This window comes from Brevundimonas sp., assembly GCF_051860745.1.
Taxonomy (GTDB): Bacteria; Pseudomonadota; Alphaproteobacteria; order Caulobacterales; family Caulobacteraceae; genus Brevundimonas.
In genome coordinates this window covers 185,743-200,741 of the sequence record NZ_JBHYDN010000004.1, presented here as the reverse complement: position 1 = coordinate 200,741, position 14,999 = coordinate 185,743, and the positions used below count along the sequence as shown (strand labels likewise).

At 66.9% G+C, this 14,999-nt stretch carries 11 protein-coding genes and 1 pseudogene; 3 read left to right on the top strand and 9 right to left on the bottom strand.

Translation table 11 applies throughout. The features are described from left to right. Window positions 1–25 precede the first annotated feature (25 nt). From ACTIEW_RS07025 to ACTIEW_RS06995, 7 genes are all read right to left on the bottom strand, one after another. Window positions 26–1,645 carry an ATP-binding protein gene (locus ACTIEW_RS07025; protein WP_439477190.1) on the bottom strand — a complete coding sequence of 540 codons (1,620 nt, stop codon included), beginning with the start codon at window positions 1,643–1,645 and terminating at the stop codon, window positions 26–28. A gap of 67 nt (window positions 1,646–1,712) precedes the next feature. Further along, entirely contained in the window at window positions 1,713–3,074 is a 1,362-nt protein-coding gene (locus ACTIEW_RS07020) for a glutamate--cysteine ligase (RefSeq protein WP_439477189.1), read from the bottom strand. A 63-nt stretch (window positions 3,075–3,137) separates the two neighbouring features. Beyond that, complete coding sequence (locus ACTIEW_RS07015) at window positions 3,138–3,596, bottom strand: ion channel (protein ID WP_439477188.1); 459 nt, start codon at window positions 3,594–3,596, stop codon at window positions 3,138–3,140. Between the two features lie 32 nt (window positions 3,597–3,628). Next, on the bottom strand, window positions 3,629–4,366 hold the full coding sequence (locus ACTIEW_RS07010) for a 16S rRNA (uracil(1498)-N(3))-methyltransferase (RefSeq protein WP_439477187.1): 738 nt from the start codon (window positions 4,364–4,366) through the stop codon (window positions 3,629–3,631). A 14-nt stretch (window positions 4,367–4,380) separates the two neighbouring features. Beyond that, a complete protein-coding gene (locus ACTIEW_RS07005; protein ID WP_439477293.1) occupies window positions 4,381–5,544 on the bottom strand; it encodes an acyl-CoA dehydrogenase family protein in 1,164 nt (387 codons plus the stop codon). Window positions 5,545–5,732: 188 nt separating this feature from the next. After that, on the bottom strand, window positions 5,733–7,517 hold the full coding sequence (locus ACTIEW_RS07000) for an acyl-CoA dehydrogenase C-terminal domain-containing protein (RefSeq protein WP_439477186.1): 1,785 nt from the start codon (window positions 7,515–7,517) through the stop codon (window positions 5,733–5,735). 4 nt (window positions 7,518–7,521) lie between these two features. Continuing rightward, the gene (locus tag ACTIEW_RS06995) at window positions 7,522–8,007 is read right to left on the bottom strand and encodes a MerR family transcriptional regulator (protein WP_439477185.1); all 486 of its coding nucleotides are present in this window, start codon (window positions 8,005–8,007) and stop codon (window positions 7,522–7,524) included. A gap of 124 nt (window positions 8,008–8,131) precedes the next feature. Between ACTIEW_RS06995 and ACTIEW_RS06990 the strand changes: the two are divergent. Next, window positions 8,132–8,230: pseudogene (locus ACTIEW_RS06990) on the top strand (DUF2256 domain-containing protein); the annotation flags it as partial. Here the strand turns inward: ACTIEW_RS06990 and ACTIEW_RS06985 are convergent. Next, window positions 8,227–8,649, bottom strand: coding sequence for a DoxX family protein (locus tag ACTIEW_RS06985; protein WP_439477184.1), 423 nt, complete (start codon window positions 8,647–8,649; stop codon window positions 8,227–8,229). The pseudogene ACTIEW_RS06990 and the gene ACTIEW_RS06985 sit on opposite strands and share 4 nt — an antisense overlap. 277 nt (window positions 8,650–8,926) lie before the next feature. Further along, complete coding sequence (locus ACTIEW_RS06980) at window positions 8,927–10,507, bottom strand: protein adenylyltransferase SelO family protein (protein WP_439477183.1); 1,581 nt, start codon at window positions 10,505–10,507, stop codon at window positions 8,927–8,929. Window positions 10,508–10,710: 203 nt separating this feature from the next. On the opposite strand from ACTIEW_RS06980, the gene nhaA reads away from it, so the two are divergent. Together nhaA and ACTIEW_RS06970 are read left to right on the top strand one after the other, a co-directional pair. Continuing rightward, window positions 10,711–11,925 (top strand): Na+/H+ antiporter NhaA, encoded by a 1,215-nt coding sequence (gene nhaA / locus ACTIEW_RS06975; RefSeq protein ID WP_439477182.1) that lies wholly within the window; start codon window positions 10,711–10,713, stop codon window positions 11,923–11,925. Window positions 11,926–12,154: 229 nt separating this feature from the next. Next, the gene (locus tag ACTIEW_RS06970) at window positions 12,155–14,767 is read left to right on the top strand and encodes a TonB-dependent receptor (RefSeq protein ID WP_439477181.1); all 2,613 of its coding nucleotides are present in this window, start codon (window positions 12,155–12,157) and stop codon (window positions 14,765–14,767) included. Window positions 14,768–14,999: the final 232 nt, after the last annotated feature.

The following is a 14,999-nucleotide window of genomic DNA, read 5'->3' as shown; positions in this document are numbered from 1 at the left end:
CTCAGACCCGGGGAGCGGCCGGCGCTCAGTCCCCCAGCACAGTCTGAATTCCCGCGATGAGGCTGACCGCCGTGATGGGCTTGGCCACATGGCTGTCGGCCCCCGCCGCGAGGGATTCGGCGCGGTGCTCGGCCATGGCGTTGGCGCTTAGCATGACGACGGGTGTGCGGGACCGGTGGGGCATGGAGGCTTCAAAGGCGCGGATCGCCCGGGTCGCGGTCAGACCGTCCATGACGGGCATCTGCATGTCCATCAGCACCACGTCGAAGGTCCCAACTTCAAAGGCCGCGACCGCCTGGGCGCCGTCGTCGGCGGTGACGACCTCGGCGCCATGGCCGCCGAGGATCAGCTGGACCACCCGCTGATTGGTCGGGTGATCCTCGGCAAGCAGGACCCGGATCGGGCGGCCCGCGAGGGCCGGCGCCGCCGATCCGGCGCCGGTTTCGCGGGCGTCATAGTCGGCCAGACTGCAGGCGCGATCCAGCGGCAGGACGAAACGGAAGCGGCTGCCAGCGCCGGGAGTCGACCGGGCCTCGATCGAGCCGCCCATCATCACCACCAGCGAGCGGCAGATGGACAGGCCCAGACCCGTGCCGCCGAACCGGCGTGTGATGGTGCTGTCGGCCTGGTTGAACCGCTCGAACAGCCGGGCTGCGTGGCCGGCGTTGAAGCCGACCCCCGTATCCTCGACCGTGATCGCCAGCTGATGCGGGGCCGACGGCGCGTCAGGATCGTCCGGCCAGGCCTCGATGCGGACTGTGACAGAGCCGGAGGCGGTGAATTTGATCGCATTGGACAGCAGATTGCCGAGCACCTGACGGATGCGGGTGCTGTCGCCCACGAACACGCCCCGGGCCTCGGGCGTGCGCTCGACATGGAAGGCCAGCCCCTTGTCCCCGGCCCGCGCGCCCATGACCGCAAGCGGCTCCAGGGCGTCTTCCAGATCGAAGGGCCGGGATTCCAGGTCCAGCTGGCCGGCTTCGATCTTGGAGACGTCGAGGATGTCAGACACCAGGCGTTCCAGGGTGACGCCCGACCCGCGGATCAGGGCCACCATCTCCGCCTGTTCCGGCGAGAGCGACGTGCGCGACAGCGCATCGACGATGCCGATAACCCCGTTCAGCGGGGTCCGGATCTCATGGCTCATATTGGCCAGAAATTCGGACTTGGCGGTGTTGGCAGCCTCGGCCGCCGCCTTGGCGTCGATCAGGGCCTGTTCAGCGGCGACCCGATCGGTGACGTCGCGGGCGACTGCGTAGATGTGGTCGCCGAACCGGCGGGCGCGCCATTCAAGGGTGCGGTGGTGGCCATCCTTGTGACGATAGCGGTTGATGTGACCGATGACCGGCCCGCCGGGACGCCGGTTCTCGACCTCCTGAACGCTGCCCTGCGTTCCGGGCAGATCGTCGGGATGGACCAGCGTCAGCAGGGGGACGCCGCGCATTTCCTCCGGCGTGTAGCCCAGCGCCGTGTGCCAGGAGGGGCTGACTCTCGCCACCCGGCCGTCGATCCCACGAATGACCAGCAGATCCAGCGACACGTCGAAGAAGGTGGACAGCTCGGCGCCCGCGCCCGTCGTCGGGTCGGCGAGAAAAGCCGCCGCAAAGCCGTGGTCATCCGGTTCGCTCTGCGCGGTGCAACTCACAGTACTGTCGTCCCAAACCCCGATGACACATGCATCTAGGCCGCCGGGGTTAAGGTCGCATTGCCGCCTAATAGGCGAAGTCGCGATACATCCGCGTCAGGTCGCCCTCCCACTCGCCGTTGTACAGCGCCAGCAGTCGGTCGGCGGGCGTGACGCCGCTGTTGGCGATATCTTCCAGCTCTGACAGATAGCCGCGCTCATCGACCATGCCGCCGCTGAACCGGGCCCGGTTCTTCAGCCCCTGTTTGGCGATGGCGACCATGTCTACGGCCACGTCGCGCACCGACCGCCCAGCCACCTCGGCCTTGAGGCCCAGCCGGGTCACATCGCGGCGCAGGCGCTCGTGGTCGGCGATGTCCCAGTCCTTGACCAGGTCCCAGGCCGCGGTCAGCGAGGGGGCGTCATACAGCACCCCGGCCCAGAGGGCCTGAAGCGCGCAAATGCGGCTCCAGGGTCCCCCGTCGGCGCCGCGCATCTCCAGATACGACTTCAGCCGCACCTCCGGGAAAAGAGTCGTCAGATGGTCGTTCCAGTCCGCCTTCGTCGCCCGCTCGCCGGGCAGGGCGTCGAGGCCGTCGGTCATGAAGCGCCGGAACGACTGGCCCGACAGGTCGACATAGGTCTCGCCGCGCTTGGCGAAATACATCGGCACGTCCAGGGCGTAGTCGGCATAGCGCTCGTAGCCGAAGCCATCCTGGAAGACGAAGTCCAGCATGCCTGTCCGGTCCGGATCGGTATCGGTCCAGACATTGGCGCGTGAGGACAGGAAGCCGCTGGGCTTGCCCTCGATGAAGGGCGAACAGGCGAACAGGGCGGTGGCGATGGGCTGCAGGGCAAGGGAGGTGCGGAATTTCGCCACCATGTCGGCCTCGTCCGCGAAATCCAGGTTCGACTGGATGGTGCAGGTGCGCAGCATCATGTCGAGGCCCAGCGACCCCTTCTTCGGCATGTAGGCCCGCATGATCTTGTAGCGGCCCTTGGGCATGACCGGCACGTCCTCGCGCCGCCACATCGGGTCGAAGCCGGCTCCGATGAAACCGAGGTTCAGCTGGTCCGCGACCTGTTTGACCTCCATCAGATGCTGACCGGTCTCGTTGCAGATGTCGTGCACGTCCTTCAGCGGCGCGCCCGACAGTTCGAACTGCCCGCCGGGCTCCAGTGAGATCGAGGCGGTCATCCCCTCGTCGTTCTTGCGCTCCAGGGCGATGACGTGGCCGGCCTCCTCCACCGGCGCCCAGCCGAACCGCTGCAGGCCGGTCAGCATGGCCAGGATGCCGTTCTCGCCCTCATAGGCGGGGCGACGCAGGGTCGACCGATCGAAGCCGAATTTCTCGTGCTCGGCGCCGATGCGCCACTGGTCCTTCGGCTTGGCGCCCTTTGACATGGCGCCGATCAGGTCTTCCCGGGAAAGCGGCGCGGCGTCGGTCATGTGGTTCTTCGCCCCCAGAGCCCGAAGGCTGTCGCGGCTAGATGGGGGGAAACGGCGCGTTCCTCAAGGGTCGTTGCGATGGACCATGCCGTGTTTTCTCCGGGCGGAGAACGGCGTCATGACGCTGACGAAGAAGGCGACCGACCATCCCAGTAGGATGGCCCCGGCCACGCCCTCGATGGCGCCGAGCAAACGCCACCGCGGCACCATCAACACATCGCTGTAGCCGATCGAGCCATAGCTGATGCTGGAGAAATAGACCGCCTCGCGAAAGTCCGGCACCGCGCCGATCAGCACATAGACGGCGGCGTACACCCAGATCTCCACCCCATGGATGACGAACAGGCCCAGAACCACGGCGATGGTCAGGAGGGCGTGCCGCCACAGCGGCCCTTCGACATAGGATCGGCCCGCCCGGATTTCGTAGAGTTCCAGACCGCGACCGAGGCCGAGCAAGCCGAATCCGTGGATGCTGACGGCAAGTAGGGCCAGTATCGTCGACAGGGCCAGTTCGTTGAACATCGCCGCATCTTGCCCGGAAGTAGCCGGCCCCGCTAGCGGTCCCAGTCGCCTACGGCCGCCTGCCACAGGGTCAGGGCGGCGATGGCGGCGGTGTCGGCCCGCAGTATGCGCGGCCCCAGCGAGACGGCGATGGTGAAGGGCAGAGACCGCAGGCGCTCGCGCTCCTCCGGCGAGAATCCACCCTCAGGACCGATGAGAATGGCCCACTTTCTGCTCCCTTCCCCCCTGGAGAGGGAGGGCTTTCCAAGCGCCTCCATCACCGGCGCCCCGCCCGTCTCATCGCAGAACATCAGCCGCCGCCCGGCCTCCCAGCCGTCCAGCAGGTCCGCCAGTTTCACCGGCTCGTCGATCATCGGCACATCCAGCCGGCCCGTCTGTTCGGCGGCCTCGATAGCGATGGCGTCCAGCCGGTCCAGCCGCACATGCTGGGTCTGGGTTCGGTGGGTGACCACCAGCCCGACCCGCCGCGCCCCCAGTTCGGTAGCCTTCTCGACGGCGAACTCCAGCGCGCTCTTCTTCACCACGCTGATCAGCAACTGCACGTCCGGCCCCATGGATTGCGGCCGCACCTGCTCCTCGGCCCGCAACACCACGCCCTTCTTGAGGATTTCGGCGATGACGCAGCACCACTCCCCGTCGATGCCGTTGAAGACCAGCAGGCTGTCCCCGATCTTCAGCCGCATCACCTGGGTCAGATAGCGCGACTGATCCAGCGTCGGCAGGACGGCGGCGTCGGGGGAGAGCGGCGTGGGGACGTGGAGGCGGACCATTCCGCTGTGTGGGGTCAGAGCGTCCGCGCGATCAAGAGCTTCATGATCTCGTTGGTCCCGCCGTAGATTCGCTGCACCCGCGCATCCTTGTACAGCTGGGCGATCGGGTACTCGTTCATATAGCCGTAGCCACCGTGCAGCTGCAGCATCTCGTCGATCACCTCGCCCTGGATGTCGGTGACCCAGTATTTGGCCATCGAGGCGGTCGATGCGTCCAGCTTGCCCTGCAGGTGCAGGCCCAGGCAGTGGTCGACGAACACCTTCGCGACCGTCAGCTTGGTCTTCACCTCGGCCAGTTTGAACTGGGTGTTCTGGAAGTCGATGACCCGCTTGCCGAACGCCTTGCGCTCCTTGACGTAAGCCAGCGTCTCCCGCAGCCCGCGCTCGGCCGCGGCCACGCCCTGGACGGCGATGTTCAGCCGCTCCTGCGGCAGCTGCTGCATCAGCTGGATGAAGCCCTGGCCCTCGCCGCCGCCGATGATGTTCTCGCCCGGGACCTTCACGTCATTGAAAAACAGCTCGGAGGTGTCGTTCCCCTCCATGCCGATCTTGTGCAGGTTGCGGCCGCGCTCGAAGCCCTCGGCCCCGTCGGTCTCGACGATGATCAGCGAGGTGCCCTTGGCGCCCTCCGACGGATCGGTCTTGGCCACGACGATGATGAAATTGGCCAGCTGGCCATTGGTGATGAAGGTCTTGGACCCGTTCACCACATACTGGTTGCCTTGTTTGATGGCGGTGGTCTTGATCCCCTGCAGGTCGGACCCGGCGCCCGGCTCGGTCATGGCGATGGCGCCGACCAGTTCGCCCGACTGCAGCCGCGGCAGCCAGCGCGCCTTCTGCTCCTCGGTGCCGTAGTGCCAGACGTAAGGCATGACGATGGCGTTGTGCAGCGAGATGCCGAAATGGTCCGCGCCCTTCCAGCCCAGCTGGCGCATCAGCACCACCTCATGCCGGTAGTCTCCGCCCATGCCGCCGTCGGCCTCGGGCATCGACAGGCCCAGCAGGCCAGCCTCGCCCGACGCGTTCCATAGCTCACGCGGCACCGACGAGTTGGCCAGCCACGACTGCACCGCCTCGGGCGAGGCGTGCTCGTCGATCCATTTGCCGACGCTGTCCGAGAAGAGGGTGATCTCCTCCTCCTGCATGAAGGCCGGTTCGGGGACGTTGAGGACGTTCAGCATGGAGGTCGGCTCGCTTACTTGACCCTTCTCCCAGAGGGAGAAGGAGGGGCCCGCCCGCGCCAGCGGGTGGGAGGATGAGGGGTTACGGTGGTCCCCGGTTCGCACCGTAACCCCTCACCCATTCGCCTTTCCGATCGCTGCGCTCCCGGAGGCTCAAGCCCTCTCCCACTGGGAGAGGGAAGCGTTCAGAACGCCTCCGCCGGCATCTGCATCAGCACCTCGGCGCCGGTCTTCAGCTTGGCCAGATGGGCGCCCGTGTCGGGCAGGATGCGCTCGACGAAATAGCGGCCGGTCATCAGCTTGTTGGCGTAGAACGGATCGGTCGACCCCGCGTCCACCTGCGCCTGCGCCGCCTTGGCCATCTGCGCCCACATATAGGCCAGCGCCGTCAGGCCGAAGATGTGCAGATAGTCGGTGCTCGCCGCCCCGGCGTTGTCCGGGTTCTGCATGCCGTTCTGCATCAGCCACATGGTGCCGTCCTGCAGCTTCTTCTTGGCGTCGGCCAGGCCGTCGACGAACGGCTTGATCGGACCCTCGGCGCCGTTCTCGGACACGAAGGCGTCGATGTCGGCGAACCAGCTCATGATCGCCCGCCCGCCGTTGGCCGGCAGTTTGCGCCCCACCAGATCCAGCGCCTGGATGCCGTTGGCCCCCTCATAGATCATGGTGATCCGCGCATCGCGCAGATACTGCGACGCCGGGAAATGCTCGGTGTAGCCGCTGCCGCCGTGCACCTGCATGGCCAGCGAGGCGACGTGGAAGCCCTTGTCGGTCAGATAGGCTTTCAGCACCGGCGTGATCAAACCCATGTAATCATGAGCCTTCTGCGCCTCGGCCGCGTCGTCCGAATGCTGAAGATCGCCCTGCAGCGCGGTCCACAGGGTGAAGGCCTGGCCGCCTTCAACGAAGGCCTTGGCCTCCAGCAGCATCCGACGCACGTCCGGGTGGACCATGATGGAGTCCGCCGGGCCGTCGGGGTTCTTCGGCCCGGTCAGCGAGCGGCCCTGCAGCCGGTCATGGGCGAACTCCACCGCGGCCTGATAGGCGGCGGCGCCGATCGACAGGCCCTGCAAGCCGGTGCCGAGGCGGGCCTCGTTCATCATCACGAACATGGCCGCCATGCCTTTGTTCTCGGTCCCGACCAGCCAGCCTTTGGCGTTGTCGTAGTCCATGACGCAGGTGGCGTTGCCGTGGATGCCCATCTTGTGCTCGAGACCGCCGCAGGCCGCGCCCGCGTTGCGCTCGCCCAGGCTGCCGTCCTCGTTGACGAACACCTTGGGCACGACGAACAGGCTGATGCCCTTGATCCCCGCCGGCGCGCCCTCGATCCGGGCCAGCACCAGATGGATGATGTTGTCGGTGAAGTCGTGCTCGCCCGAGCTGATCCAGATCTTCTGGCCGGTGATGTTGTAACTGCCGTCGCCGTTGGGCACGGCCTTGGTGCGGATCAGGCCCAGGTCCGTGCCGCACTGCGGCTCGGTCAGGTTCATGGTCCCGCCCCATTCGCCGGTGGCCATCTTGGGCAGATACATCGCCTTCTGCTCATCCGAGCCGTTGGCGTTCAGGCCCCGGTAGGCGCCGGCCGTCAGGCCGGGGTACATCGAGAAGGCGGCGCTGGCGGCGGCGGTCATCTGGCCGAACGCCATGGCCACCACGGCCGGCATCCCCTGGCCGCCGTGCTCGGGCAGGGCCGACAGGGCGGGCCAGCCGGCCTCGACCATGGCCTTGTAGGCTTCCTTCCAGCCGGTCGGGCCGGTGACCTTGCCGTTGTTCCACTTGCAGCCTTCCTGATCGCCGATGCGGTTCAGGGGGGCGATGACTTCCTCGGCGAATTTGGCGCCTTCCTCGAGGATCTGGCCTACCAGGTCCGACGAGACGTCGGCGAAACCGGGCTGGTTGGAATAGCGGTCGATCTCCAGCACCTCGTTCAGGACGAACGTCAGGTCGCGGACAGGCGCCTTGTAGGCCATGGAACTACGCTCTCGCTTTGAAGGGCTGATGATGGGGGTCGGGGCTGAGGCGGGATTTCAGCAGGTCGGCGTATTCGTCGGCGCCGGGCAGCAGGTCGGGACGGAACTCGCCCAGCTTCCGCTCCATCACATTGCAGGCCTCTTCCGCCGTCTCGATGGCCGCGTCGAGGTCCTCGCGCTGCTGTTTCAGCGCCGCGATCTGGGCCCGGTGGCGGCGCAGGGCGACCGACATCTGGTGGGCGTTGTGATCGTCGTGATCGTACAGATCCAGCATCTCCTGGATCTCGAGGAGGGAGAAGCCGATGCGGCGCCCCCGCAGGATCAGCTTCAGCCGCGCCCGGTCGCGGGCGTCATAGACCCGCGTCTGGCCCTTGCGGGCCGGGGTCAGCAGGCCCTTGTCCTCATAGAACCGCAGCGCGCGCGCCGTGGCCCCGAACTCGCGACAGAGCTGGCGGATCGAATAGGTGCGATGGTCGTCGGCGGTCGCCATGGTCAAGTCATAACTTGACGTGCACGTAAAGGGAAGCCTTTAGCTCGGCATGGCTCGCAAACACGTCGATCAGGGGACCGCCCCCGGAAAAAAGCGCGATCTGCCGCAGAAGACATGAGTCGTGTGCGGCAGACCGTTCTCGTGGCGACGCAAACGGGCGCGCGACTGGGATAGCGTGAAGGCTTGCTCCGACCGTTGCCGGGCGGCGGGCGCCGGATCCTAACGTACCTCGCGGGCCCGCTTCCACAGCACGGTCGCGGTCATGGCGATCAGGATCAGGTTGGTCACCACCGGCCCGACATCCATCCCGGTCGCGTGGAGGCCCAGCATGACAACTTCCAGCGCCAGAAGGCCGCTGGCGGCCATGACCAGCAACGGGCGGCCCTGTTTCCACGACACCAACGGCGCCAGCACCAGGCCCGCGAGGATGATCTCGGCGACGCCAAGGCCGCGCACCATGTTCGGCGCCACAAGGGCCGGCCAGCGCATCAGCTCGATGAGGTTGGCCATCGGCTCGCTGAGCTTGGCGTAGCCGGCGGCGATGAAGAACATCGCGATCCATCCCTGGAGGGTCCAGAGGGTCAGATTGCGGTAGCTGGCGTTGAGGCGCGAGCGGGCAGGAGTGAGAGCCTGTGAGGTCATGGTCTTTACGCCGGGGAGGGCGCTCTTGTGATTGGCAACAGTTGCGATGTCGGATCGCATGAGCCATTCCGCAAGGGCGCGAAGCCTGACCGTAACCATCCGTGACCGCCTTCTGCGAGAGCTACGGGGCCGAAGCGTGGCCGTATTTATAATTCTTTGTAACGCGACCGGCGTTTCGGGCGTCTTAAGAAGCGGGCAGGACACGGGGAGGGTCCGGACGGTCGCCGGTCGATCACCGGCCCCGCCTGACTACCGCCACTCTGCTGCCAGCCTGCTGTCAGCAGTCCGTCCGGTCCCAGGCCGTGCCGGCCTGCTGCAGCCGGGCCAGTTTGGCCTCGAGCGGAGTCCAGTCGTCGTCCCTGTCGATGGCGGCCCAGATCGCCTCGACCTCGTCGATCAGCATCTCTTCGGGCTCGGCTGCGGCGAACATCGGCGCCTCCAGCCGCTCGGGTCGGTCCGGCGCGTGTTCGAACAGGGCAAAGCGGAAGGCGTCGAAGGCCTCGCCCTGATACAGCTTCCCGCGCGGCCCCTGCAGCGCCCGCGCCGAGGAGGCGAAGCCGCCGAACCAGTCAAAGAACAACGGCTCCCAACGCAATGCCTCCCCGCCCTCGCGCAACAGGGCCAAAGTCGTGTCCAGCAGCCTTTGATCCGCCCCCTCGCCCAGGCCCGACACGCCCAGCCGCGCCAGGAAGGCGGCGCGCAGTTCGCGGATATAGGCCGGGCCGAAACTGTTCAGCGCCTCGGTCAACGGCCCCGCGTCGGCGACCAGCTTCAACGCCCCGCCCAGCTGGGTCAGGGCCCAGAACACGGCCTCGGGCTGTCGGGCGAAGGCGTACAGGCCCGTCTGGTCGAAATAGGCGGCGGTGAAGCCGGGTTCGTAGTGCGGCAGGAACCGCCACGGGCCGTAGTCGAAGCTCTCGCCCGTAACGTTCAGATTGTCCGTGTTCAGCACCCCGTGTACGAAGCCGGCCGCGATCCAGCGGGCCGTCAGCCGCGCCGACGCCTCGACCACGGCGCGCAGGAAGCCGGGCGCATCCCCCGGCGCAACGGCCGGGTGGTAGAGCGACCGGGCGTGTTCGACCAACGCCTCGACCATGTCCGCCCGGCCTAGATACGCCGCCCGCTGGAGAGTGCCGAAGCGGACATGACTGTGCGACAGCCGCACCAGAACGGCGGACCGCGTCGGCGACGGCTCGTCCCCCCGCTGCAGGGCTTCGCCCGTCTCGATCAGGGAGAAGGCCCGGCTGGTCGGCACGCCCAGCGACTCCAGCATGGCCGCCGCCAGCACCTCGCGCACCCCTCCCTTGAGCGTCAGCCGCCCGTCGCCGTCGCGCGACCACGGCGTCTGTCCCGAGCCCTTGGTGCCCAGGTCGAGAAGTCGCGAGGCTCCCTTCCCCCTCGAGGGGGGAAGGGTCGGGGTTGGGGGTGGAGGCAGCAAGTTTCCGGACGTGGCGCCCAAGGCGCTGACGGCCTTCGCGGAGCCGTCCCCGCCTTCCGCCGTCGGACCTGTGGCTCCACCCCCACCCAACCCTCCCCCCTCGAGGGGGTGGGCTTTCTCTCTGAGCTGCGCCGCGAGGAAGCCGCGCCCGTCGCCGAGGTCGGGGTTGTAGGTGCGGAACTGATGGCCGTGATAGCGCATCGCGACGGGGCCGGGCTGGGCAGGAAGGGGCTCGAACCGGCCGAAATGGGCGATCCATTCGGCGTCGGTCAGCGTCTCCAGACCCACGGTCGCGGCGGCCCGGTTGTTGCGGACGCGCAGGATGGTCTTCGGGAACTTCGCCGCCCGAACGGCGTCGCCATAGTCCTCTCCCAATTCGAAGAACTGCGGATCGGGGGCGTAATCGGGCGAAACGGGCATCCGGCGCAGATGCGGCCTCCAGCCTTCGGACGCAACCGCCGCTGGCGGTTGAACGCCGCGCGCCCTCGCGTATTGTAGGACTCAGAGATCAGGCCGGGTCACCCGGTCAGGCTGGCGGGCTCGCGGATGCGGCGCGAATCCGGTCCGGCGTCCGTCGATAACCTGACGCCACGACAGACCTTTCCAAAGTTCCGGAGACCGCCGTGGCGCTCAAGACCACTCTCGACTTCCTCAAGACCGAGGCCGCCTCGGGCGTGGTGCTGGGCCTTGCGGCCGTAGCGGCCCTGATCGTCGCCAATTCGCCGCTGGCCGCCGATTATATCGGCTGGCTGAAAAGCGAACACGTCCTCCAGATCGGCCCGCTGATGCTGGAGCTGACGATCTCGGAGTGGATCAAGGAAGGTCTGATGGCGATCTTCTTCCTCGTCGTGGGGCTGGAGATCAAATACGAGATCCTCAAGGGCGAACTCAGTGATCCCCGCAAACTGGCCACGCCGGTGCTTGCGGCCGCCGGCGGCATGATCGCCCCCGCTGCGGTCTATCTGGCGGTCTCAGGCCTGTTGAACGGGCCGCACGGGGGCTGGCCGATCCCGCTGGCGACCGATATCGCCTTCGCTCTTGCTGTGTTCGCCGTCGCCGCGCGCAAGCTGCCGTCCTCGCTGCGGGTCTTCCTGCTGACCCTGGCCATCGTCGACGACCTCGGCGCGATCGCCCTGATCGCCGTCCTGTTCTCGAGTGGCGTCGACTGGGTCCCGCTGGCCTGGGTCACCGGCCTGCTGGCGGTCGGCGGGGTGTTCGCGAGGCTCCGTCGGGTCGCCGCCCCCTTCTGGGTGCTGGGCTTCGGCCTGATCTGGTATCTGACCGTGCTGTCCGGTCTGTCGACCTCGCTGACGGCGGTGGCCTTCGCCCTGATTGTTCCGGTCGCCAATCGCACTGACGACGACCAGAGCCCGCTGAAAGAGGCGATGCACGACCTGCACCCCTATGTCGCCTATCTCGTCCTGCCGCTGTTCGCCTTCGCCAAGGCCGGGGTCTCCTTCGCCGGCCTGTCGCTGGAACAGGCCCTCGCCCCGCTGGTGCTCGGCATCGCCCTGGGCCTGTTCATAGGCAAGCAGATTGGCGTCTTCGGCGCCGCCTGGCTGGCTTCGGCCCTCAAGATCGGCCGGCGTCCGACGGACGCCACCTGGCTTGAGCTGTATGGCGTCAGTCTGCTGTGTGGGGTCGGGTTCACCATGAGCCTGTTTGTCGGCCTTCTGGCCTTTCCCGGAGCCATCGACTCCGTGGAGCAGGTCGAGGTCAAGTTGGGGGTGCTGGGCGGATCGTTCCTGTCCGCTGTCGCAGGGGCCGCGGTTCTTGTCGTGGCGACACGAAGGCGCAAGAATTTGGCCGAAGCGGCCACGGATACTCGCACGGACTAGGTGAATATTGACGTAGCGTCATCGATTTCTGTCGCTTTTGCGTCACAGTCAGGCTTCCGCCGTGGCGGAAATGAGGCGCTGAGGCCTCCCGCTCCTTGTCGCTGAGTCCGGCTTGGATTACCCCGGAGGCTGGACTTACCGCGCTCCACAGAAGGGTGCGGTCCAAGGGATCAGGAAACGCTGCGGTCGCCGTCCATGACGGGGGCCCGGCCCATGTCGGGGAGCCACCATGCGCCTTACCAACCTTCTTCGCACCACCGTGTCGGCCGCCGTGGTCGGGGCATGCGCCTTCGGCTTCGCCGGCAGCGCCGCCGCCCAGGACCAGGACAGCCCGCAGACCATCGACGACATCATCGTCACCGCCCAGAAGCGTGAGCAGAACCTTCAGGACGTGCCGATCGTGGTCACCAGCCTGTCGGGTGAGACCCTGCAGGACGCCGGCGTTCGCGACATCAAGGACCTGCAGATCCTGACTCCCGGCATGACCGTCACCTCGACGTCGTCGGAAGCCTCGACCACTGCCCGTATCCGCGGCGTAGGCACGGTCGGTGACAACCCCGGCCTGGAAAGCTCGGTCGGCGTGGTCATCGACGGCGTCTATCGCTCGCGCAACTCGGTCGGCTTCGGCGATCTGGGCGAAATGCAACGCATTGAAGTCCTGAAGGGTCCGCAAGGCACGCTGTTCGGCAAGAACACCTCCGCAGGCGTCATCAACATCATCACCGAGGTGCCCTCGTTCACGCCTGAGTTCAACGCCGAACTGAACGTCGGCAACTACGGCGCCATGGCCGCCTCGGGTTCCGTCTCCGGCCCGATCAGCGACACCCTCGCCTTCCGCCTGTACGCTGGCCGCCGCGTCCGTGACGGCTTCATGGATATCGACACCGGTGACGGCCAGCGGCCCGAAACCACCGACAACAACCAGGACTTCGGCACGGTTCGCGGCCAGCTGCTGTGGCTGCCCAGCGACAACGTCTCCTTCCGCCTGATCGGCGACTATTCGCGCCGCGACGAGTTCTGCTGCGTCGGCACCCAGATCCGCACGGGCCCGACCTATCCGTTCGTTGACGGTCTCTCGGTCGGCACCGGCCAGCGCCCGCCGGCCGCCGGCTTCGGCCCGCTGCCCTTCTCGCGCACCGGCTTCGCCAACCGTTCGGACTACCAGGAAGTCGACGACCGCGGCGTTTCGCTCGAGGCCAACATCGACATGCCGGGCATCAACGGCGCCCTGACCTCGGTCACCTCGTGGCGTCAGTGGGAATCCACCCTCGGTCAGGACATCGACTACACCGGCGCCGACATCGCCTACCGCGTCAACGATGGCGACTACGGCTTCTCCGTCGACAACCTGACCCAGGAGTTCCGCCTGGCCGGCGCCAATGACCGCTTTGACTGGCTCGTCGGCGTGTTCGCGACCTCGGAAGACATCGAGCGCGGCGACAGCTGGTATTTCGGCGCCGACTACACGCCCTTCCTGTCGTTTCTGCTGAGCGCCAGCCTGAACGCCGTCAACCCGGCTCTGCCGATCAGCCCGAGCACCATCGGCTGCTATACCCGGGCGGGTCAGGTGCCCAGCAACCCGGCCCCGCCCTTTGGCTTCGCCCAGTGCCTCGGCAGCGGCGGCGCCGTCGGCGGCGGCGGCCCCGGCTTCACCGTCGGTCAGGGCTTCGAGGACGTCTACAATCAGGAATCGACCTCCTACGCGATCTTCACCAACAACACCTGGCATGTCACCGAGCAGTTCGACATCACCCTGGGCCTTCGCTACACCCTGGATGACAAGAGCCTCCGTGGCCTGCAGACCAACGTCAACGGCAACGGCGGCGCCTGCTCCGCCGCGCTGGGCAACGCCGCCGCCATCGGCGCCGTTCTCGGGGCCTCTACCTCCTCGCTGCTCGGACGCTTCTGCCTTCCCTGGTCGAACTCGGCCTTCAACAACCGCAGTGTTTCCGAGAGCTTCGATGACGGCGAGCTGAGCGGCACGATCAAGGCCGCCTTCCGCCTGAACCCGTCGATCCTGACCTATGTGTCGTATGCCCGGGGCTACAAGAGCTTCGGCTACAACCTGGACCGCGTGCAGACGGGCATCACGCCCAACGCCTCGCTGTTCTTCCCGTCGGAAGTGGTCGACAGCTACGAAGCCGGCGTGAAGATGACGCTGCTGGGTCGCACCCTGCTGCTGAACGCCACCTACTTCGACCAGACGTTCGAGAATTTCCAGCTCAACACCTTCCTCGGCACCGCCTTCGTCGTGGAGTCGATCCCCGAGCTGACCTCGCGCGGCGTCGATGCCGACATGGTCTGGTTCACCCCGATCGAGGGCCTGAGCTTCCAGGGCGGCGTCACCTACACCGACGCCCAGTACGGAAACTTCACCGCGGCGGACCTGACCTCCCCGGGCAATTTCCCGCAGCTCTCGCTACTGCCGGGCGCCCGCGCCTCCTTCGCTCCGGAGTGGTCAGCCACCGGCTCGATCAACTATGACCGCAACGTCGGCAACGGCCTCCGCGCCGGCTTCAGCCTGGCGGCCAAATACATGGACGACTACAATACGGGCTCCGATCTGCTGCCCTACAAGCTGCAGGAGGCCTTCACGACCATGAACGGCCGCATCATGCTCGGCGCCGAGGACGAGCGCTGGACCGCCGAGTTCTGGGTCCAGAACCTGACCGACGAAGAGTACATTCAGGTCGCCTACAACGCTCCGCTGCAAGGTTCGGCGTTCCAGTCCACGCTCCAGCCGAACGGCACCTACTACAACCCGGCGCTGGACTCCCAGACCTACGACGCCTTCCTGGGCCAGCCGCGCACCTGGGGCGCGACCCTGCGCTTCAAATACTAGACGCCTCGCCGCAAGGTGGGTCGAACCAACCGGCCGGGGGAAACCCCGGCCGGTTTTGTTTTGGGCGGTGGCCTGGTGGCTGGTGGCGAGGCCCTGAATCGCCTTGTCATCCGGACGCCCCGAAGGCGGCGATCCGGGACGCTGGTGCAAGAACATCAACCTCCCGGAAGCGGCGTCAGCCGTTATCCGGGAGACAGGTCAGGACACAGCGCCGTAGCTGCCGGCCTCCCGG

Bases quoted from the DNA above. Each gene is read 5' to 3' on its own strand.
- ACTIEW_RS07000 (WP_439477186.1), bottom strand. From the start codon at position 7,517: ATGGCCTACAAGGCGCCTGTCCGCGACCTGACGTTCGTCCTGAACGAG.
- ACTIEW_RS06980 (WP_439477183.1), bottom strand. From the start codon at position 10,507: ATGCCCGTTTCGCCCGATTACGCCCCCGATCCGCAGTTCTTCGAATTG.
- ACTIEW_RS06970 (WP_439477181.1), top strand. From the start codon at position 12,155: ATGCGCCTTACCAACCTTCTTCGCACCACCGTGTCGGCCGCCGTGGTC.
- ACTIEW_RS06985 (WP_439477184.1), bottom strand. From the start codon at position 8,649: ATGACCTCACAGGCTCTCACTCCTGCCCGCTCGCGCCTCAACGCCAGC.
- ACTIEW_RS07020 (WP_439477189.1), bottom strand. From the start codon at position 3,074: ATGACCGACGCCGCGCCGCTTTCCCGGGAAGACCTGATCGGCGCCATG.
- ACTIEW_RS07015 (WP_439477188.1), bottom strand. From the start codon at position 3,596: ATGTTCAACGAACTGGCCCTGTCGACGATACTGGCCCTACTTGCCGTC.
- ACTIEW_RS07010 (WP_439477187.1), bottom strand. From the start codon at position 4,366: ATGGTCCGCCTCCACGTCCCCACGCCGCTCTCCCCCGACGCCGCCGTC.
- ACTIEW_RS06995 (WP_439477185.1), bottom strand. From the start codon at position 8,007: ATGGCGACCGCCGACGACCATCGCACCTATTCGATCCGCCAGCTCTGT.